The organism is Azospirillum argentinense (assembly GCF_000632475.1).
GTDB lineage: Bacteria > Pseudomonadota > Alphaproteobacteria > Azospirillales > Azospirillaceae > Azospirillum > Azospirillum baldaniorum.
Map to the genome: position 1 here is coordinate 1,287,467 of NZ_CP007793.1, position 20,224 is coordinate 1,307,690.

General features: G+C 67.9%; 21 protein-coding genes. 6 read left to right on the forward strand and 15 right to left on the reverse strand.

Annotation, left to right across the window (positions count from 1 at the left end; translation table 11 throughout):
* Positions 1-134: 134 nt before the first annotated feature.
* The 4 genes from ABAZ39_RS06060 (at position 135) to der (ending at position 4,327) form a co-directional block, all read left to right on the forward strand.
* Entirely contained in the window at positions 135-689 is a 555-nt protein-coding gene (locus ABAZ39_RS06060) for a thioredoxin family protein (RefSeq protein ID WP_038527694.1), read from the forward strand.
* A gap of 171 nt (positions 690-860) precedes the next feature.
* The gene (locus tag ABAZ39_RS06065) at positions 861-1,505 is read left to right on the forward strand and encodes a tetratricopeptide repeat protein (protein ID WP_038527696.1); all 645 of its coding nucleotides are present in this window, start codon (positions 861-863) and stop codon (positions 1,503-1,505) included.
* On the forward strand, positions 1,505-2,887 hold the full coding sequence (locus ABAZ39_RS06070; RefSeq protein ID WP_051657833.1) for an outer membrane protein assembly factor BamB family protein: 1,383 nt from the start codon (positions 1,505-1,507) through the stop codon (positions 2,885-2,887). Before ABAZ39_RS06065 ends, ABAZ39_RS06070 begins: the two co-directional genes overlap by 1 nt.
* A 36-nt stretch (positions 2,888-2,923) precedes the next feature.
* Entirely contained in the window at positions 2,924-4,327 is a 1,404-nt protein-coding gene (gene der, locus ABAZ39_RS06075; RefSeq protein WP_038527698.1) for a ribosome biogenesis GTPase Der, read from the forward strand.
* A gap of 284 nt (positions 4,328-4,611) precedes the next feature.
* On the opposite strand, the gene ABAZ39_RS06080 is transcribed toward der, so the two are convergent.
* The 5 genes from ABAZ39_RS06080 to radA form a co-directional block, all read right to left on the reverse strand.
* On the reverse strand, positions 4,612-5,277 hold the full coding sequence (locus ABAZ39_RS06080) for a LysE family translocator (RefSeq protein WP_425601787.1): 666 nt from the start codon (positions 5,275-5,277) through the stop codon (positions 4,612-4,614).
* A gap of 271 nt (positions 5,278-5,548) precedes the next feature.
* On the reverse strand, positions 5,549-6,259 hold the full coding sequence (locus ABAZ39_RS06085) for an SDR family NAD(P)-dependent oxidoreductase (protein ID WP_038527700.1): 711 nt from the start codon (positions 6,257-6,259) through the stop codon (positions 5,549-5,551).
* Positions 6,260-6,349: 90 nt separating this feature from the next.
* The gene (gene purF, locus ABAZ39_RS06090; protein WP_014240365.1) at positions 6,350-7,798 is read right to left on the reverse strand and encodes an amidophosphoribosyltransferase; all 1,449 of its coding nucleotides are present in this window, start codon (positions 7,796-7,798) and stop codon (positions 6,350-6,352) included.
* Between the two features lie 100 nt (positions 7,799-7,898).
* Positions 7,899-8,585 carry a CvpA family protein gene (locus ABAZ39_RS06095; protein WP_038527703.1) on the reverse strand — a complete coding sequence of 229 codons (687 nt, stop codon included), beginning with the start codon at positions 8,583-8,585 and terminating at the stop codon, positions 7,899-7,901.
* Positions 8,586-8,641: 56 nt separating this feature from the next.
* Complete coding sequence (radA, locus tag ABAZ39_RS06100) at positions 8,642-10,042, reverse strand: DNA repair protein RadA (RefSeq protein ID WP_038527705.1); 1,401 nt, start codon at positions 10,040-10,042, stop codon at positions 8,642-8,644.
* 158 nt (positions 10,043-10,200) lie between these two features.
* On the opposite strand from radA, the gene map reads away from it, so the two are divergent.
* Both map and ABAZ39_RS06110 read left to right on the forward strand, forming a co-directional pair.
* Positions 10,201-11,028, forward strand: coding sequence for a type I methionyl aminopeptidase (map, locus tag ABAZ39_RS06105; RefSeq protein WP_038527707.1), 828 nt, complete (start codon positions 10,201-10,203; stop codon positions 11,026-11,028).
* The gene (locus ABAZ39_RS06110) at positions 11,025-11,615 is read left to right on the forward strand and encodes an NUDIX hydrolase (protein ID WP_038527709.1); all 591 of its coding nucleotides are present in this window, start codon (positions 11,025-11,027) and stop codon (positions 11,613-11,615) included. The genes map and ABAZ39_RS06110 overlap by 4 nt, the downstream gene beginning before the upstream one ends.
* A 3-nt stretch (positions 11,616-11,618) precedes the next feature.
* On the opposite strand, the gene ABAZ39_RS06115 is transcribed toward ABAZ39_RS06110, so the two are convergent.
* The 10 genes from ABAZ39_RS06115 to rpsF form a co-directional block, all read right to left on the reverse strand.
* Positions 11,619-11,837 carry a hypothetical protein gene (locus tag ABAZ39_RS06115; protein WP_035673594.1) on the reverse strand — a complete coding sequence of 73 codons (219 nt, stop codon included), beginning with the start codon at positions 11,835-11,837 and terminating at the stop codon, positions 11,619-11,621.
* A 103-nt stretch (positions 11,838-11,940) separates the two neighbouring features.
* Positions 11,941-12,732 (reverse strand): ABC transporter ATP-binding protein, encoded by a 792-nt coding sequence (locus ABAZ39_RS06120; RefSeq protein ID WP_038530840.1) that lies wholly within the window; start codon positions 12,730-12,732, stop codon positions 11,941-11,943.
* Positions 12,733-12,754: 22 nt separating this feature from the next.
* Complete coding sequence (locus ABAZ39_RS06125; protein ID WP_014240372.1) at positions 12,755-13,531, reverse strand: MlaE family ABC transporter permease; 777 nt, start codon at positions 13,529-13,531, stop codon at positions 12,755-12,757.
* A complete protein-coding gene (gene alr, locus ABAZ39_RS06130) occupies positions 13,531-14,667 on the reverse strand; it encodes an alanine racemase (protein WP_038527712.1) in 1,137 nt (378 codons plus the stop codon). The genes ABAZ39_RS06125 and alr overlap by 1 nt, the downstream gene beginning before the upstream one ends.
* Positions 14,645-16,177 carry a replicative DNA helicase gene (locus tag ABAZ39_RS06135; RefSeq protein ID WP_038527714.1) on the reverse strand — a complete coding sequence of 511 codons (1,533 nt, stop codon included), beginning with the start codon at positions 16,175-16,177 and terminating at the stop codon, positions 14,645-14,647. The genes alr and ABAZ39_RS06135 overlap by 23 nt, the downstream gene beginning before the upstream one ends.
* Before the next feature lie 182 nt (positions 16,178-16,359).
* A complete protein-coding gene (locus tag ABAZ39_RS06140; RefSeq protein WP_038527716.1) occupies positions 16,360-17,613 on the reverse strand; it encodes a cyclopropane fatty acid synthase in 1,254 nt (417 codons plus the stop codon).
* 250 nt (positions 17,614-17,863) lie between these two features.
* Positions 17,864-18,430 carry a 50S ribosomal protein L9 gene (gene rplI, locus ABAZ39_RS06145; RefSeq protein ID WP_038527719.1) on the reverse strand — a complete coding sequence of 189 codons (567 nt, stop codon included), beginning with the start codon at positions 18,428-18,430 and terminating at the stop codon, positions 17,864-17,866.
* The gene (locus ABAZ39_RS06150) at positions 18,430-19,386 is read right to left on the reverse strand and encodes a DUF2232 domain-containing protein (RefSeq protein WP_038527721.1); all 957 of its coding nucleotides are present in this window, start codon (positions 19,384-19,386) and stop codon (positions 18,430-18,432) included. Before ABAZ39_RS06150 ends, rplI begins: the two co-directional genes overlap by 1 nt.
* A gap of 33 nt (positions 19,387-19,419) precedes the next feature.
* Positions 19,420-19,692, reverse strand: coding sequence for a 30S ribosomal protein S18 (gene rpsR / locus ABAZ39_RS06155; RefSeq protein WP_014240379.1), 273 nt, complete (start codon positions 19,690-19,692; stop codon positions 19,420-19,422).
* Complete coding sequence (gene rpsF, locus ABAZ39_RS06160; RefSeq protein ID WP_014240380.1) at positions 19,693-20,130, reverse strand: 30S ribosomal protein S6; 438 nt, start codon at positions 20,128-20,130, stop codon at positions 19,693-19,695.
* Positions 20,131-20,224: the final 94 nt, after the last annotated feature.

The window sequence follows — 20,224 nt, forward strand, 5'->3', positions numbered from 1 at the left end:
CGACAGGCCGCGAGCAGGCACGAACAAGGTGCCGCCGCGGCCTTTTCGATTCCGGCTTTCGCCTCACCTCATATACTCATGCCCGAACCCGCGCCGGTGGCGCGTCCGAGGGTCCAGAAGGAGGAAAGACAGCGATGGCGGCGGAAACCCCGGTGTGCGACTTCGGCCGGAAGGCGGAGGATTTCAGCCTGAAGGGAACCGATGGAAAGACCTACAGCCTGGCCGACGTCCAGGGACCGAGCGGCACGCTGGTCATGTTCATCTGCAACCACTGCCCCTATGTGAAGGCGGTGATCGGGCGAATCGTCGAGGAGGTCGACGCGCTGAGGGCCCACGGCATCGGCGCCGTCGCCATCATGTCCAACGACACCGACGCCTACCCCGACGACGACTTCGACAATATGAAGCGCTTCGCGGCGGAGCATGGCTTCACCTTCCCCTATCTGCTCGACGAGACTCAGGAGGTGGCGCGGGCTTACGGCGCGGTCTGCACACCCGACTTCTTCGGTTTCAACGCCGACCTTTGCCTGCAGTACCGCGGGCGGCTGGACGCCTCCAAGCGCGAGCCGATCCCCGATGCCCCGCGCGAACTGTTCCACGCGATGGTCCGCATCGCCCAGACGGGGCAGGGGCCGACCGACCAGATCCCCAGCATGGGCTGCTCCATCAAATGGCGGAATCCCGCCTGAATCCGCCCAAAGCGCGGCCTTAATGCCGCATTGGGCGCCGTTGCGCCTTGACCGCGTGCGGCGCCCAATGCTATCCGGCCCTTTGAACCATCAGAACCGCCCGCCGCAGCCGCGCGCGGGCGCAATCCCCGCTGTAACGGTTTTCGTGCCGTAGGATGCCGCTGTAGAGCCATGAGCGATATTTTCCGCGAAGTCGACGAGGATCTGCGCCGCGACCGCATGGAGCGCGTGTTCAAGCGCTACGGCGGCATCATGCTGGCGGCCGCGCTGGCGGTCGTCGCTGCGACGGGCGGCACGGTCGCCTGGCGCAACTGGCAGCAGTCGCAGAAGGAGAGCGGGACGACGGCTCTGGCCGCCGCCCTTTCCCAGGCCGCCCAGGGGCCGGACAAGGGCGTCGAGGCCCTGGCCGCCTTCGCCGCCAAGTCCGACCCCGGCATGGCCGCGCTGGCCCAGCTGAACGCCGCCGCCCTGCTGGCCCGCGAGGGCAAAACGGCGGAGGCGGTGACCGTCTACGACACGCTGTCCAACAACGCCGGCGCCGCCGCGGTCTACCGCGAGCTGGCGGCCCTGCTGTCGGTGATGCACCAGCTCGACTCCGGCGATCCGGCCCAGCTTCAGGCGCGGCTCCAGCCTTTGACGGCGGATGCCAACCCCTGGCGCTTCTCCGCCCGCGAGATGAGCGCCGTGCTCGCCGCCCGCGCCGGGGACAAGGAGCGCGCGCGCACCCTGTTCCAGCAACTGGCCGACGACTCGCAGGCTCCGGCCGGCGTCCGGTCGCGCGCCGCCGATCTCGCCACCCTCTACGGCAAGAGCTGATGACCCGCATTCCCATGGCCGTCCCGACCGCGCACCCGACCGCGAAGCGCCGCTCCTTGCGCGCCGCCCTGCTTTCCGCCCCGCTGCTGGCCGTGCTGCTCAGCGGCTGCGACACCGTCAGCGGGTGGTTCGGCAAGACGCCCGATCCGCCCCTGCCGGGTGAGCGGGTGTCCGTCCTAACCCGCGAGCGCAAGGTGGAGGTCGACCAGCGGCTGGTCGGCACGCCGGTCGCCCTGCCGACCGCTGTGGCCAACCCGGCCTGGGCGCAGTCCGGCGGCACGCCGGAACACGCCGGCGGCAACCTCGCCTTGTCGGCCACGCCCGCCGAGGCGTGGCGTGGCGACGTCGGCACGGGGGCCAGCAGCTCCCGCTCCCTTCTGGAGGCGCCGATCATCGCCGACGGCCGCATCTTCGCCATGGACGCCGACTCGCACGTCGCCGCCCTCGACGAGCGGACCGGCCGCCAGCTCTGGCGAATCGACACCAAGCCGGAGAAGGAGCGCGGCGGCGCCAGCGGCGGCGGCGTCGCCTACGCCGACGGGCGCGTCTTCGCGGCCACCGGCTTCGGCGAGGCGATTGCGCTCGATCCCGCCAACGGCTCGGTCATCTGGCGCAAGCGCGTTCCGGGTCCGGTGCGCGGCGCCCCGACCGTGGAAGGCGGACGCGTCCTCGTCCTGACGCTGGACAACCAGCTCACCGCCCTGTCGGCCTCCGACGGCGCCGTCCAGTGGTCGCACCAGGGCATTCTGGAGACGGCGGGCCTGCTGGGCGCCGTCAGCCCGGCGGCATCGCCGACCCTGATCGTCGCCCCTTACTCCTCCGGCGAGCTGTACGGCCTGCGTCCGGAGAACGGGCGCGTGGCGTGGCAGGAGAGTCTGGCGGCCATCCGCCGCAGCGGCGCCCTGAGCAGCCTTGCCGACATCCGCGGCCTGCCGGTGATCGATCGCGGCGTCGTCTACGCGATCGGCCATTCCGGCCGCATGGTCGCCATCGACGAGCGCATCGGCATCCGCCTGTGGGAGGCCGAGATCGGCGGCACCCAGACCCCCTGGCTTGCCGGCGACTACCTGTTCGTGGTCACCAACGATTCGGAGCTGGTCGCCCTGACCCGTCAGGCCGGTCACGCCCGCTGGGTCACCCAGCTCGCCCAGTTCACCGATCCGGAGGACAAGAAGGGGCCGATCACCTGGTCGGGTCCGGTCCTGGCCGGCGGCAAGCTCTACGTCACCGGGTCGAACGGCCAGATGCTGGCCCTGTCGCCCGCCGACGGGCAGGTGCTGACCCGCTATTCGTTGCCGGCCTCCACCTATTTGCCTCCGGTCGTGGCGAACAACACCCTATATGTCCTGGGCGAGAACGGTACGCTGGTGGCGTACCGCTGATCGCCGCCCCTGGTTCTTTATAAGGCCCCCGGCCCGATGTCCTTCACCGTTGCTCTCGTCGGTCGGCCGAATGTCGGCAAATCGACTCTCTTCAACCGTTTGGCCGGCAAGAAGCTGGCGCTGGTCGACGACACGCCCGGCGTGACGCGCGACTGGCGCTCGGCCCCCGCCCGTGTGGGCGGGCTGTCCTTCACCGTGGTCGACACCGCGGGCCTGGAGGACGTCACCGACGACAGCCTGGAGGCGCGCATGCGTCGCCAGACCGAACGCGCCCTGGAACGCGCCGACGTGGCGCTGTTCATCGTGGACGCTCGCAGCGGCATCACGCCGCTGGACCGCCATTTCGCGGCTCTGCTGCGCAAGAGCAAGACCCCTGTCATCCTCGTCGCCAACAAGGCCGAGGGCAAAGTGGGGATGACCGGCCTCTACGAGGCCTTCGAGCTTGGCCTGGGCGACCCCCTGGCTCTGTCGGCGGAGCATGGCGAGGGCATGGCCGATCTGGTCGAAGCCTTGCTGCCCTACGCCCCGCCGGAGCCGGAGGCGGTCGAGACGGCCCCGGCCCCCCTCAAGGGGGAGAATGGCGAGGAGTTGCCCGTCGGCGACCAGCCGGAAACCGACGAGGAGCGCGCCCGCCCGATCCAGATCGCCATCGTCGGACGCCCGAACGTCGGCAAGTCGACCCTGCTCAACGCCCTGATCGGCGAGGAGCGCGTGCTGACCGGCCCCGAGGCCGGCATGACGCGCGACGCCATCAGCGTCGATTGGGAGTGGCGCGGCCGCAAGTTCCGGCTGGTCGACACCGCCGGCATGCGCCGGCGCGCCCGCGTCGATGCCAAGGTGGAAAAGCTGGCCGTCGCCGACGCCCTGCGCGTCGTCCGTATGGCCCAGGTCGTCCTTCTCGTCGTCGATGCGAACCAGATCCTCGACAAGCAGGACCTGACCATCGCCCGCACGGTGGTCGAGGAAGGCCGCGCCCTGGTCATCGCGCTGAACAAGTGGGACGCCGTGGACGACCGCGCCATGGCCTTGCGTCAGGTCGAGGACAAGCTCCAGGCCGCCCTGGCCCAGATCAAGGGCGTGGAGGTCGTGACCATCTCCGCTCTGCAGGGCAAGAAGCTCGACACGCTTCTGGATTCGATCCTGTCGACCTACGGGCAGTGGAACCGCCGCATCCCGACCGCCCAGCTCAACCGCTGGATCGAAGGCGTGCTGGATCACCACCCGCCGCCCCTGGTCGAGGGCCGTCGCGTGAAGATTCGCTACGCCACGCAGGTGAAGACCCGCCCGCCGACCGTGGCGCTGTTCGTGAACAAGCCGCTGGATCTGCCGGAAAGCTACCAGCGCTATCTGATCGCGCATCTGCGTGAGACGTTCGACCTGCCGGGCGTGCCGGTGCGGCTGCTGCTGCGCAAGCAGAAGAATCCCTACGCGGACGACTGAGAGGCTCGGCATTGGTGGGGCTCCCGGCCTCACTTTCCGCTTCTGTAACGAGTATCCTCGTCATTTCCGCGAGGGCGAGGATTCAGTTTTCCGCAGATGAGCATTTGATTGGACTGATGCGGTTGGAAAATGATCGCATTCATCATTTTCCAACCATCAAATCCCGGCAGATCAATGCGTTAGCTTTTATCGAGAAGGTCTTGTCGGCGGCACCTTCTCGTGCCGACAGGATGCATTCCGGCCAAGGCGGGAATGACGAGTGAGGAAAGCGGCGGTAGACGTCATCAAGACGCCGTTCGTCGCCACGCTGCGGTCATTATCCCCGCCCCGATGAGCATTGCTCCTCCTGTCCGATTGAAAATCCGCCGGATCGAGGGGCGTTGCACCGCTTGTCCCGCCGCCGAGGCCAGAAGTGCGTACAACGTGGCGTTCAGGGTCGCCAACACCAGGAAGGTGGCCTCCATGATCAGTATTTGTGGCAAAAGCGGCTGAGTGGAATCAACAAACTGCGGTAGAAAGGCAACGAAGAAGACGATGCTTTTGGGATTCAGTGCTGTCACGGCATAGGTATGAAGGGCCATGCGGAAGGGGGGCACGGCGGGAGCCGGCTCGGTTGATGTGGCCTCGACAACCGGGGATCGCCACAACTTGAGGCCGAGATATACGAGGTAGGCTGCCCCAACCCATTTCAATGCGGTGAAGAGCAGGGACGAGGCAGCCAGCACCACGCCCAAACCCAGCATGGATGCGGTCATGGCCGTGAAGTCGCCGAGCGCAACACCGACGACGGTGGCGAGCCCTGAACGCCGGCCCTGACCGAGCGCATAGGATACCACAAGCAGAATCGTGGGGCCTGGGATGATCAACAACACCGCGGATGCTGCGGTAAAGGCAAGCCAAGCTTCTATCGGCATCATCACCTCCCTCTGGATAGCCGTCGACTGATCCATAAATCTGGCCGGCTTACAACGTCCGATTTTCCGAGGACGGCCTTGTAGACCCGGACCAGCGGTGGGAAGGGTGAGGAACGCCTTCGACTTATCGGGGCAGGGGAAAGCCCTTGGTTTCCGCGCCGTGCGGCATCGGGTTCATGCTGAAGCGCGACATCCCTTGGAAGATGCTGCGGCAGGAGTCGGGCTACGGCTCGGACACCCAGCCCGGCTTCCTCACGCTCGTCGGCGCGATGCTCTCCTTACGCTTTCTGTTAAGACGTCTCCACGCTTACCCTTGCGCCGACACCACCTCGCCGTGGCGGGTGCAGGACGCCTCCGCCAGGGCCACGAAGGCCTCGGCCACGTCGTCCGGCTGGGCCAGCTTGGTCTGGTCCTCGCCGGGGAAGGCCTGCATGCGCAGCTTGGTCGCCACGATGCCGGGATCGACCAGATTGACGCGCAGGTTCGACGAGGCGATTTCCATCGCGTAGGTCTTCACCATCATCTCCAGCGCCGCCTTGCTGGCCCCGTACGGGCTCCAGTAGGGGTAGGGCGCGTTCGCGGCACCTGACGTCACGAAGATGGCGCGCCCCGCATCGGACGCGCGCAGCAGCCGGTCGAAGGAGCGGATCAGGCGGAAGTTGGCCGTCACGTTCACGTCCATCACGCGCTGCCACAGCTTCGGGTCGTAGTGGGCGACCGGCCCCAGCGCCTCCAGGACGCCGGCGTTGCTGACCAGGATGTCGAGCTTCCCGAACCGCTCGAAGATCGAGTAGCCGAGCTGGTCGATCTTGTCGAACTGGCGCAGGTCCAGCGGGACCAGCGTGGCGTTGCGGCCCGTGGTCTGGAAGATCGCGTCGTCGGTCTCCTCCAGGCCGCCGACGGTGCGGGCGGCGAGGATGACGTGGGCGCCTTCGGCGGCGAAGCGCTTGGCGACGGCGGCGCCGATGCCGCGCGAGGCGCCGGTGATGAGGGCGGTGCGGCCGGAAAGACGGGACATGGCGGCGACTCGACGATGTTCGGTAGCGGGATTGGCAAACGGGCCGGTCCGCTGGGTTGCGGCCGGCCCGTCGCGGCGGTGGTCAGGCGGTCAGGCGCGGATGCGGACGTTCGCCTCGACCGGCGGGTGGTCCAGCGCGTCGGTCAACGCGATGGGGTAGTCGCCGGTGAAACAGGCGTCGCAGAAGGTCAGCTTCTGCGGGTCGCGCCGCTCCGCGCCCATGGCGCGGTAGAGACCGTCCAGGGAGATGAAGGCGAGGCTGTCGGCCTGGATGAAGTCGCGCATCTCCTCCACCGACATGCGGTGGGCAAGCAGCTTGCTCTGCTCCGGCGTGTCGATGCCGTAGAAGCAGGGGTGCGAGGTCGGCGGGCTGGAGATGCGCATGTGCACCTCCTTCGCCCCGGCGGCGCGCACCATCTCAACGATCTTCTTGGAGGTCGTGCCGCGCACGATGCTGTCGTCCACCAGCACCACCCGCTTGCCCTCGATCATGGCGCGGTTGGCGTTGTGCTTCAGCTTCACGCCCAGATGGCGGATCTGGTCGGTCGGCTCGATGAAGGTGCGGCCGACATAATGGTTGCGGATGATGCCCAGCTCGAAAGGCACGCCGCTCTGCGTGGCGTAGCCGAGGGCCGCCGGCACGCCGCTGTCGGGCACCGGCACCACCACGTCGGCCTCGATCCCCGATTCGCGGGCCAGCTCGGCGCCGATCCGCTGGCGGGCGTTGTAGACGGAGGATCCCTCCATCACGCTGTCGGGCCGCGCGAAGTAGATGTATTCGAAGATGCAGAAACGGCGGCCCTGCGGCTGGAAGGGGCGCAGGCTCTGCACGCCCTGCTCGTTCAGAACGACCATCTCGCCCGGCTCGACGTCGCGCACATAGTCGGCGCCGACGATGTCCAGGGCACAGGTTTCGCTGGTCACGATGTAGGTGTCGCCCAGCTTGCCCAGGACCAGCGGACGGACGCCCAGCGGGTCGCGCACGCCGATGACCTCGTTCGGGGTCAGCGCCACCAGGGAGAAGGCGCCCTCGACCTGCCGCACCGCCTCGATCAGCCGGTCCACCGGCGAGCCGCCGCGGGCGATGGCCATCAGATGGACGATGGTCTCGGTGTCGGTGGTGGACTGGAACAGGCAGCCGCGGCGGACGAGCTGGCGGCGCAGCGTGTGCGCGTTGGTCAGGTTGCCGTTGTGGGCCAGCGCGAAGCCGCCGAACTCGAAGTCGGCGTAGAGCGGCTGGACGTTGCGGATCGTCGTGTCGCCCGTGGTGGCGTAGCGGACGTGGCCGATGGCCTGCGGGCCCTTCAGCTTGCCGATGATGGCTTCCGACGAGAAGTGATCGCCGACGAGGCCCAGCGTGTGCTCCAGATGGAAGCGGTCGCCGTCGTGGCTGACGATGCCGCAGGCTTCCTGGCCGCGATGCTGCAGCGCATGCAGGCCGAGCGCGGTGATGGCCCCCGCCTGCGGATGGCTGTGGATGCCGAACACGCCGCACTCCTCGCGCAGCTTGTCGTCGTCGAACGGATGCGTCGTCAGCATCGGAAGATCCTCGTCATACACAGCATCACCAAAGGGCATTGCCCCGGCGGCCTCTTTGCCAGCGGGGCGTTACTCACAGGCACTCTGCACCATGCGGCGTTCAGCGTGCGTTCTGGATCAGTCGCTCAAGGTCGCCGCGGTCCCGGTCCTTATAGCCGGTATCGGACGGCGAAGCACCACCGGTCTTCGGCGCGCCGGGAACCGGCGTGGACAGGCGATCCAGCGCTTCCTTGGCCTCCACCGCCTGCCGCGCGCGCTCCCGCGCCATGTCCATCTGGCCCAGCCCGTCCTTGCGCAGCGACTCCGGCATCACCTCGTAGATCATGGCGGCCCCGGAGACCAGCATCGGCCGGGTCTTGGCGCTCTGCAGCCACGCCGGGTGTTCCGCCGGGTTCGGCACCAGCCAAGCGAAGAAGAGATAGGCGACGGAGGCGAGGATTGCACCCTTCAGCAGGCCGAAGACGAAACCCAGCGAGCGGTCGAGCGCCGAAAGGCCGGAATTCTGCACCCCACGCGACACGACGCGGCCCAGGATTGTCAAAACCACAAGGCTGACGACGAACAGCGCCACCGCCGACGCGGCGTAGGCGGCCATCTCGACATGGATGTAGGTCTGCGCGATGGGCAGAACGTGGGGCAGGGCGTTCAGCGTGACCAGCGCCGCACCGACCCAGGCCGCGACCGACAACACCTCGGCCACCATGCCACGGGTGAAGGCCAGCAGGGCCGACAGCAGAAGCACCACGATGACGGCCAGATCCGCCGGGTTGATCGGGAAGGTGTCCATAACGCCGCTACGCCTCGTGCGCTTTTGCTTCAGATGCTTGTGTCAAATCAGACGCTTCAATCCCGGCCGCGCGGCGGACGGGGTCCCGATCCGGCCTGGAACAGCGGCAGCAATTCGCTGAGCTGCTGCAACTCGACCGATTTCAGGCCGGTGTCGCCGCGCCCCGGCTTCTTGCCGTTCCGTCTAGCCGGAAAGATCGCCGTTGAAAACCCCAGCTTCGCGGCTTCCTTCAGCCGGGCGTCGCTCTGGCCCACGGCGCGCACCTCGCCCGACAGGCCGATCTCGCCGAAGACCACGGCGTCGGCGGGCACCGGCTCCCCGGTCAGGGAGGAGACCAGCGCCGCGGCGACCGCGAGGTCCGCCGCCGGCTCGGTGATGCGCAGCCCGCCGGCCACGTTGAGATAGACGTCGTTGGCGCCGATCTGCACGCCGCAGCGCGCCTCCAGCACTGCCAGCACCATGGCGAGCCGCGCCGAATCCCAGCCGACCACCGCGCGCCGCGGCGTGCCGAGCGGGGAGGGGGCGACCAGCGCCTGAACCTCGACCAGCACCGGGCGGGTGCCCTCCATGCCGGCGAAGACCGCGGCGCCCGACACGTCGCCGCGCCGTTCCGCCAGGAACAGGGCGGAGGGGTTGGCGACCTCGCCCAGCCCGCTGTCGGTCATCTCGAACACGCCGATCTCGTCCGTCGCGCCGAAGCGGTTCTTCACCGCGCGCAGGATGCGGAACTGGTGGCCGCGCTCGCCTTCGAAATAGAGCACCGTGTCCACCATGTGCTCCAGCACGCGGGGGCCGGCGATGGTGCCTTCCTTGGTGACGTGGCCGACCAGCAGCAGGACGCAGCCGCGCCGCTTGGCGACGCGGATCAACTCCTGCGCGGAGGCCCGTACCTGGGCGACGGTGCCGGGGGCGCTGTCCAGATTGTCCACATACATGGTCTGGATCGAGTCGATGACGACCACCTCCGGCCCATCGGTGCCGTCGAGCGAGGCGACGATGTCGCGCACGCTGGTCGCCGAGGCCAGCTGGACCGGTGCGGCGGCGCAGCCCAGCCGGACGGCGCGCAGCCGCACCTGATCCACCGCCTCTTCGCCGGAGACATAGGCGCAGCGGTGTTCCTGCGACAGCCGGGCCATGGCCTGGAGGAGAAGGGTCGATTTGCCGATGCCGGGGTCACCGCCGATCAGGATCGCCGATCCGGGGACGAGGCCGCCGCCGCAGACGCGGTCGAACTCCTCGATGCGGGTCATGCGGCGCGGCGGCGCCTCGCTGGACCCGGCCAGCCCGACGAAGTCCAGCCGGCGTCCGCGCGCCACGCCCAATCCCTTGGGGGTGGCGTCCGGGGCGGCTTCCTCGACGAGGGTGTTCCATTCGCCGCAGGCGTCGCAGCGGCCCGCCCATTTCGGGAAGGACGCGCCGCAAGCCTGACAGACGTAGCGGGTGGTTGGCTTTGCCAAAGGTCTAGCGATTGGTTGGAGCGGCAGCGCCCCACATATAGCAAGCTGACGTTCTAAATCCTATGGCAGAGGTGATAAAAAGCTGGGGCTTTTCTCGGCCGTTCCGGTGATAGGTTCTGTCCCGGAATCACGATGAACAACGGATGTGAGGTGACACGGTGGCGGACAAGGACGCGCGGAAGATCCCGCTGCACGGCCCGGAGGAGTTCGAGGCGATTCGCAAGGCCGGGCGGTTGGCCGCGGCGACGCTCGACCACATCACGCCCCAGGTGGTGCCGGGGGTCAGCACGGGCCATCTGAACCGGCTGATCGAAACCTTCATGCGGGACAACGGCGCCATCCCCGCGACCCTCGGCTATCACGGTTATCCGGCGGCGAGCTGCATCTCGCCGAACCATGTGGTGAATCACGGCATTCCGTCCGACGACAAGACGCTGGTCGACGGCGACATTGTGAACGTCGACGTGACGGTGATCCTGGACGGCTGGTACGGCGACACCAGCCGCATGTTCTTCGTCGGCGACAAGATCGGGGTGAAGGCGCGCAAGCTGGTGGACATCACCTACAAGGCGATGATGGCCGGCATCGCGCAGGCCAAGCCGGGCAACCATTTGGGCGACATCGGACACGCCATCCAGACCCTGGCGGAATCCCACCGTTACGGCGTGGTGCGCGATTTCGGCGGGCACGGCATCGGGCGGGTGTTCCACGACGCGCCCCATGTCGACCATTTCGGCAAGCGCGGCACCGGGGTTCTGCTGGTTCCTGGCATGGTCTTCACCATCGAGCCGATGCTCAACGCCGGCAAGCCGGACGTGAAGATCCTGTCGGACGGCTGGACCACCGTCACCCGCGACCGCTCCCTGTCCGCCCAGTTCGAGCATCAGGTCGGCATCACCGAGACGGGCTGCGAGATCTTCACGCTGTCGCCGGCGGGCTTCACCCAGCCGCCCTACGGGACCGTTGCCGGGGCCGTCGCGGCATGAGCGGGGACTTGACGCCCTGGACGGTCCTGGAGCGCCGAACCCTGCTCGATGCCGGGCCTTTCCTCAAGGTGCACGCCGAAACCATCGAGACGCCGGAGGGCCGGCGGGTGGAGAGTTTCTATCAGGTTGAGCAGACGGACTTCGTCCAGATGTTCGTCGAGGATGCGGATGGGCGCGTCCTGATGCTGCGCACCTACAAGCACGGCCCGCGCCGCGTCAGCCAGACCTTTCCCGCCGGCGCCCTGAACCCCGGTGAGGAGCCGCTGGCCGCGGCGAAGCGGGAATTGCTGGAGGAAACCGGCTACGCCGCGGAGGACTGGACCGCGCTCGGCTCCTACGTGGTGCAGGGCAACCAGCGCGGCTGCGTCTGCCACATGTTCCACGCCCGCAACGCCCGAAAGGTGGCCGAGGCGGATTCCGGGGACCTGGAGGAGATGCGGTTGGAGCTGCTGACCCGAGCGGAGCTGATCGCCGCGGCGGCAGAGGGCGATTACGCCTTGCTGCCGGTCATCGCCATGCTGGGCGCCGTCCTGCTGCCGGAACTGCGCGACAACCTCGCACGGTCGGCGGCGCGTCCGGCGCCGTGACGGTCACTTCCCGTCGGTCGGGCCGGCGAAGAAATGGGCGAGCGCGTCGGCCGCTTCGAGCGACAGCTGGTTGTCGTTCTTGAGGAGCTGCTCGTGGGCGTTCTTGATGGTCTGCACCGTCTCTTCGTTGGTCAGCAGCCCCTTGGCCTGGAGCGTCTCCAGAATCTTGGCGCTCAGCATGAAGCTCGCGAAGGCCAGTCCGTTCGTGGTGATGTCCGCCATGCTCGTCTCTCCGATGGGACGCCGGCCTGTGGTGGCCGGCGTTTGTTCTGGCCGACCGTACCGGGCGGCAGGTTAATTTTGCACGAACCGGCGCTGCGGCGCTTTACAGCGCCCGCACCTGCATCTTGATCGGCCCTTCGCCCCGGCCATGGACGAACTGGTCCACATAGGGGTTGCCGGAGTTGTCGATGTCGTTGGCATGGCCGGTCCAGATGATCCGGCCCTGGTAGATCATCGCCACGCGGTCGGCGATCTTGCGGGCCGAGGCCATGTCGTGGGTGATGGTCACGGCGGTGGCGCCGAGGTCCTTCACGCACTTCACGATCAGCTCGTTGATCACGTCGGCCATGATCGGGTCGAGGCCGGTCGTCGGCTCGTCGAAGAAGATGATCTCCGGCTCGTCGGCGATGGCGCGGGCGAGGCCGACGCGCTTCTGCATGCCGCCCGACAGCTCCGACGGGAACAGCTCGCCCACCTCGGGGCCGAGGCCGACCGCGCCCATCTTGGCGATGGCGATGTCCTTGGCCTTGGCGCGCGGCATGTGCTCGCCCTGGATCAGGCCGAAGGCGACGTTCTCCCAAACCTTCAGGCTGTCGAACAGGGCGGCGCCCTGGAACAGCATGCCGAACTTGTGCAGCAGCTTCTCCCGCTCGCGCGGGCGCAGCTTGGTCGTCTCCTCGCCGTCGACGCGGATGGAGCCGCTGTCCGGCGACAGCAGGCCGAGGATGCATTTCAGCATGACCGACTTGCCGGTGCCCGACCCGCCGATGACGACCAGCGATTCGCCGCGCCCGACCTCCAGGTCGATGCCGTTGAGCACGACCTTCGGACCGAACGCCTTGTGCACGTTCTTCAGCGCGATCTTCGGCGGATGAGCGGGGGGAACCTGCGACATGGACTCGCTCATTGGTCTGCGCTCACTTCGTCGAGAAGAAGATGCCGGTGATGAGGTAGTTCCACACCAGGATCAGGATGGAGGCCGAGACCACCGCGTTGGTCGTCGCCGCACCCACGCCCTGGGCGCCGCCGCGCGAGTGGTAGCCGTGGTAGCAGCCCATCAGCGACACCATGAAGCCGAACACCGCCGCCTTGACGAGGCCGGAGATCACGTCGACCGGCTCCAGGAACTCCCAGGTCCGGCCGATGTAGGAGGCTGGGTTGAAGTCCAACCGGTAGACGCCGACCAGGAAGCCGCCGAACACGCCGATGATGTCCGCCACCAGCACCAGCAGCGGCAGCATGGCCAGCCCGGCGATAAGCCGTGGCGCCACCAGATACTTGAAGGGGTTGGTCGACAGGGTCGACAGCGCGTCGATCTGCTCGGTCACGCGCATGGTGCCGATCTCGGCGGCCATGGCGGCGCCGATGCGTCCGGCGACCATCAGGCCGCCCAGCACCGGCCCCAGTTCGCGTGTCACCGACAGGGCGACCACCGTGGCGATGGCGCCCTCCGCCTGGAAGCGGGAAAAGCCGGAATAGCTCTGCAGCGCCAGCACCATGCCGGTGAACAGCGCGGTCAGCCCGACCACCGGCAGCGAGTAATAGCCGATGTCGATCATCTGGCGCAGGATCTGCCGCGGGTAGAACGGCGGGCGCACGCAGTGCGACAGGGCGGCGCCGGTGAACATGGCGAGCTTTCCGGTGGCTTCCAGAAAGATCAGGAAGGCCCGTCCGGTGGCGGCAAGGAAACCCATCAAGCGACCTCAGGCGGCGGCGGGTCGCGGTAGACCCTGTGGTAACGCGCGCCCAGCGAGGTCAGGATCTCGTAGCCGATGGTTCCGCCCTCGCTCGCCACGGTGTCCACCGGGCGGTTCGGGCCGATCAGCTCCACCAGCCCGCCGGGCGTCACCGCCGCGTCGGGAAGGTGGCTGACATCCACCGTCACCAGATCCATCGAAACACGCCCAACCACCGGAGCGGCCACACCGTTGACGAAGACATGGCCGCGCCCGCTGAGCGAGCGCAGATATCCGTCGGCATAACCCACTGCGATGGTTGCGATTTTTCCTCTCGCCGCAACGCGGTGCGTGGCACCGTAGCCAACGGTCATAGGGCTGTCAACGTTGCGCACCTGAAGCAGCCGGGCGTCGAGCCGGATCGTGCCCCGCATCGGGTTCTCTGCGGCGGGCGTCGGATTGACGCCGTAGAGCGCGCAGCCGGGCCGCACGAGGTCGAAATGGAAGGCCGTTCCGTGAAAGATCCCGGAGGAATTGGCGAAACTCGCCTCGGCCGCCGGCAGCCGTCCGATCGCCGAGCGGAAGCGCCCGAGCTGCTGGCTGTTCATCACCGAATCTTCGTCGGCGCAGGCGAGGTGGGTCATCCACACCCGGACATCCACCCCCTCCAGCCGGGAGAGGTCGCCGACCAGCGTGTCCAGCTCGTCCGGGCCGAGCCCGAGTCGGTTCATGCCGGTGTCGATGTGGACGACGGCGGGCAGGGCCGTTCCCTGCGCCCTGGCGTGGGCCTGCCACGCCGCGATGTCGCCCAGATGGTTCAGCACCGGTAGGATGCGGTGGGCCGTGAAGTCCGGCGCGGTGCCGGCGGGCAGGCCGCCCAGCGACAGGACGCGGGCGTCGGCCGGCGCCACGGCGCGCACGGCCAGCGCCTCCTCGAACTGGGCGACCACGAAGGTCCGGCAGCCGGCGGCGGCCAGCGCCGGAACGACGCGCCCCACTCCCAGGCCATAGGCGTTCGCCTTGACGACGGCGGCGCATTCCGCCGGGGCCACCCGGTCGCGGAGCTGCGTCCAGTTGGCGACCACGGCGCCGAGGTCGATGGTCAGGACGGCGCCGGCGCGGGCCAGCGGATCACTCAGTGGGGCCGAAGTCATGGGTCGTGTCGAGGTCGCCGAATTTCGTGAACTGTCCGTCGAAGAACATGCGGACGCTGCCGATCGGGCCGTGGCGCTGCTTGGCGATGATCGCCTCCGCGGTGTTGTGCACCTCGGCGTAGCGCCTCTGCCAGTTGGCGTAGCGGTCGTTGTACTTGTCCTCCGACTCCTCGGGCCGGCGGGCCGGCTCGCCGCGCTCAAGATAGTACTGTTCGCGGTAAACGAACATCACCACGTCGGCGTCCTGCTCGATGGAGCCCGATTCGCGCAGGTCGGCGAGCTGCGGCCGTTTGTCCTCGCGCATTTCCACCGCGCGGCTGAGCTGGGACAGCGCCAGCACCGGCACCTCCAGCTCCTTGGCGATGGCCTTCAGGCCGCGGGTGATCTCCGAGATTTCCTGCACGCGGTTCTCGTTGCCCTTGGTCGAGCTGCCGCGCAGGAGCTGAAGATAGTCCACCACCACCATGCCCAGCCCGTGCGTGCGCTTCAGCCGTCGGCAACGGGTGCGCACCGCGGCGATGGTCAGGGCCGGCGTGTCGTCCACGAAGAAGGGGACGCGGCTGAGTTCCTGGCTGGCTGCCACGAATTTGGGAAAGTCGCTGTCCTTGATCTCGCCACGGCGGATCTTGTCGCCCGACACCTCGGCCTCGCCGGCCAGGATACGGGTGGCGAGCTGCTCCGCCGACATTTCCAGCGAGAAGAAGCCGACCGGCGCACCCTCGCCGCCGTTGGTGCGCATGTGCGCCTTGGCGGCGTTGAAGGCGATGTTTGTGGCTAGCGCCGTCTTGCCCATGGAGGGGCGCCCGGCCAGGATGATGAGATCCGACGGGTGCAGGCCGCCCAGCTTGCGGTCCATGTCGCGCAGGCCTGTGGTCACGCCGGTGACGTGGCTGGAGCGGCGGAAGGCCGTCTCCGCCGTGGCGATGGCCGCTTTCAGCGACTCGGAGAAGGCGATGAAGCCGCCGCGCACGTCGCCGGTCGAGGCGAGGTCGAAGAGCTGCTTCTCCGCCGTCTCGATCTGGTCCATGGCGTCGATGTCGAGGTCGTGCTGATACGCCTCGTTCACCATGTCCGTGCCGACCTCGATCAACTGCCGGCGCAGGAACAGGTCGTGGATTGTCTTGCCGTAATCGCCCGCGTTGACCACCGTCACGACGTTCGCGGCGAGCTGCGCCAGATAGCCGGCGCCGCCGTCCGGCGCCAGTTCGACGTCGTTGTCGAAATAGGCCTTCAGCGTCACCGGATTGGCGATCTGGCCTCGCTCCACCATCTTGGCGATGGCCGAGAAGATGCGCTGGTGCGCCGGGTCGTAGAAATGCTCGGCGCGCAGGAACTCGCCGACCTTCTCATACGCCTTGTTGTTCACCAGGATGGCGCCGAGCAGCGCCTGTTCGGCCTCCTCGTTGTGCGGCGGCGTGCGGTATTCCGCCGTCGGCTTCACGGGAGCGGCACGGGACAGCCCGCCGTCGAGGGGGCGCGGCTCGAAAAGCTGGGTGGTCTTGTCATCCATGGCGGCACTTTAGCAAAGGGCGGGACGCAAAGCTGTGCGATCGGGGTAAATCTACCCACATTCCTGTGAGTAACTTTTGCCCACAGCCGGTGAAAGCTGGGGGTAAGGCGGAATTTGAATGTTCTATCAAGAGCTTGGTCCAGATCAAAACCTGTGGGTCGATGTGGCGCGGACACCTCGGGTCACGCGTTGCTTGCGCCGACGTTCCGACCCGTCCGCAAGGGCGGCGGCACGGCCTCGGCCAGGGCCGTCTCGGTGCGCTGCATGTAATCGCGGACGAGCGGGACGGCGCCCAGCGAACGGGCGAGCTGCATCTGGAAAACCATGTGCCCCTGGTAGCGGAAGCTGATCTCGGCCCCCGCCAGATAGAACTCCCACATCCGGCAGAAGCGCTCGTCGTACATTGCGCGGGCCTCCTCCCGCCGGGCCGCGAACCGTTCCCGCCAGTGGCGCAGCGTCTCGGCGTAGTGAAGGCGCAGAATCTCGACGTCGGTGTTCCACAGCCCGGCCTTTTCCACCGCCGGGATCACCTCCGACAGGGCGGGCGAGTAGCCGCCGGGAAAGATGTATTTGCGGAACCATGGGTTGGTGGAACCCGGCCCGTCCGATCGGCCGATGGCATGAAGCAACGCTACCCCGTCCTCGGCCATCAAGTCACGCAGCTTGGCGAAGAAGGCCGGGTAATGGGGCACCCCGACATGCTCGAACATGCCGACCGAGACGATGCGGTCGAAACGTCCCTCCATCTGCCGGTAGTCGCGCAGCTCGAAGCGGACCTGACCGGCCAGCCCGGCGTGCGCCGCCCGCTCCCGCGCCACGGCGAGCTGTTCGCGGGACAGCGTGATTCCGGTGACCTGGGCGCCGGTCATGCGGGCGAGATAGAGCGCCATGCCGCCCCAGCCGCAGCCGATGTCCAACACCCGCATGCCCGGCCGAAGCAGCAGCTTCGCCGCGATGTGCCGCTTCTTGGCCTCCTGCGCCTCGTCCAGCCCGGTGTCCGGGGTGGGGAAGTAGGCGCAGGAATATTGCAGGTCGCGGTCGAGGAACAGCTCGAAGAAGGACCGCGACAGATCGTAATGATGAGCGACGTTGCGCCGCGATCGCCGCAGGGGATTGCTCTGCTGGATGAGCCGCAGCGCGGGCGAGAGGGTTTCCCGCAAATTGCCCAGAACGCCCTGGACATTGTCCGTCCCGGCGCTCAGCAGCGCCAGGAAATCATAGACCGAGCCCCCCTCGATGGACAGGCGGCCGTCCATGTAGGCTTCGCCGAAGCGCAGCCGCGGATTCATCACGAGGTCGCGGTGCAGCGCCTTGTCGTGCAGACGCAGCGTGAGGGACGGCGTGCCGCCCCCCACGCGGTGCCTCCGCCCATCGGCGCCGACGATGTCCAGAGCGCCGGCGGTCAGGGCCGGGCTGAGCAGGCGGGCAAGCAGCATCGCGCATCTCCGCATCTGTCGAACACGACTCGGTCCGGTTCCTTCGCCGCGAGCGAATCACCAGGAACGAGAATCGGAGTTCGGAGCGGGGGGAGGCAACCCACCGGACGGGGCAGGGAGCGGGGCGTCCGGCGCATCCGGAAGGGTGAGGGGCCGGATGTGGTGGAGTGCGGAAAACGGAAAAGCCGCCTCGCCCCTTTTGGGGGCGGGCGGCTTCCGGACGAGCGGACTGGTCTCGTTGAGCGGGCGGTCAGCCCTCCTCGGAAACCTCGGCCTCGGGGGCCTCGGGGGCCTCCTCGATCTCGTCCTCGTCGTCGCGCAGGTCGGCCGCGGTGACCATGCCGCCGCGGGAGAGCTGCAGTTCAGCCTCTTCCTGCGAGCGGGCGACGTTCACCGTGACGGAGATGCTCACCTCGGGGTGCAGGACAACGCGCAGCTTGAACAGGCCCAGCGTCTTGATCGGGGTCTCGATCGACACCTGCTTGCGGTCGACCTTGTAGCCGGCGGCGTCAAGGGCGTCCGCGACGTCGCGCGGCGTCACCGAACCGTACAGCACGCCGGTCTCGCCGGCCTGACGGATCACGACGACCGTCACGTCGTTCATCTTGGCGGCAACCTGCTCGGCGTCCTTGCGGCGCTCCAGATTGACGGCCTCCAGGTGGGCCTTCTGCTTCTCGAAGAACGCCATGTTCGCCTTGGTGGCGCGCATGGCCTTCTTCTGCGGCAGCAGATAGTTGCGGGCGAAGCCGGGGCGCACTTTCACGACCTGGCCCATCTGGCCGAGCTTCTCGACCCGCTCCAGCAGAATAACTTCCATCACTCGTCCTCCTGATCGGGGCCGGCGGGCCGGAGACGGCGACGCAGCCCAATCCATTGCTCGATCATGCCCAGACCGACCATCAGCACGATCGGCCAACCGAAAAGAAACAGGAACATGTAGAACCCGATGAGGATCGGCAGCTTGGCCGATCGGCGTCGGGCGAACACATGCACCACCGAAAGCCCGGCAAAGGCGAATGGCAGGGACAGGATCAGCGCGGCGTTGACCGCGAGGAACCCGACCGGGTCCGACGCCAGCGAGGCGGCCACCATGGTCAGCAGGAACGCGGTGGCGAGCCACCGGGGCAGCTCCACGTCGTCCAGCGGCATGGCGGGGCGCCGGTTGCGGCCGAACCGCATCAGGACGCCCTGCGCCAGGGCTCCGTTGACGATCGTCATGACGAGCCATGAGATCACCGCGAAGCCCGGCAACACCTCGGCCATCCAGATGTCCTGCGGGTCCGGGGCCTGTTGGCCCTGCGCGGAGAACATCTGGTCCGCCATGCGGCTCAGCGTTTCCCGCACCGCGCCCTCCAGCCCGCCGGGCTGATCGAGCGTCAGAACCGCGGCGCCCAGAAGGCCCGCCAGTCCCATTCCGGTCAGCGCCATCAGGAGCCGGCCCGGAGGATACCATTCAACACTCCCGTCGGGAGCCGCCCGCGCCAGCAGCGCCTGCCGCACCACCAGGATGACCGGGACAGCCGCGGTCACCAGATAGGCGAGAGACACCAGGACGCTGGACGACACCGCCAGGACCGCCACCATTCCCACCGCACCGGCGAGAAGGGAGGCGGTGGAGCCGAGCCACAGTCCCGCGAGGAACAGCGGCAGCGGCGCCAGATAGCCCAGGATCAGCGCCCCGAACCCGCCGAACAGAACGGCGAGATAGAAGAAAGCGCTGACCACGCCGACACCGATGGCAGCCGCCAGAGGGGCGGCCAGGGGCGAGGCCATGGGATTGCCTTTGCCTGTTGTCCGCTTCGGTCCTTACTTCACCACGTAGGGAAGCAGGGCCAGGAAACGGGCGCGCTTGATGGCGCGGGCGAGTTCGCGCTGCTTCTTCGCGGAAACCGCGGTGATGCGGCTCGGCACGATCTTGCCACGCTCGGAGATGAAGCGGGACAGGAGCTTGACGTCCTTGTAGTCGATCGCCGGGGCGTTCGCGCCCGAGAACGGGCAGGTCTTGCGGCGGCGGAAGAACGGACGGCGGGGACCGCCACCGGTGCGGGCCGGAGCGCCCGAGGTCTGCTTGTCGGACATTTAGGCGTTCTCCCCTTCGGCAACGGTGGGCTCCTGGCGACGCGGCGGGCGCGGGCCACGATCCTCGAAGCGGCGCGGGCCGCGGTCGCCGCGATCGCCGCGGTCACCACGCTCGCCGCGGCTCTGCATCATCACCGACGGGTTGGCGTCCAGCGCGTCGACGCGGACGGTCATGAAGCGCAGCACGTCCTCGTTGATGCCCATGTTGCGCTCCATCTCGAGGACGGCGGCGGCGGGGGCGTCAAGGTTGAACAGGGTGTAGTGACCCTTGCGGTTCTTCTTGATCTTGTAGGTGAGCGTCTTCAGACCCCAGTATTCGGTCTTGGCGACCTGGCCGCCGTTGTCGCGAATGATCTGGGCGAACTGCTCGCCGAGCTGCTCGGCCTGGGCGGCCGAAATGTCCTGGCGCGCGATCAGCACGCACTCGTAAAGAGCCATTGTACTCCCCATGGCTGTTCATGGTCCGGCGCTGCGCCCCATCCCCAATGGACAGAATCAGCCGCCCGGGCCTAGCCGACGGCACGCGGGCCAC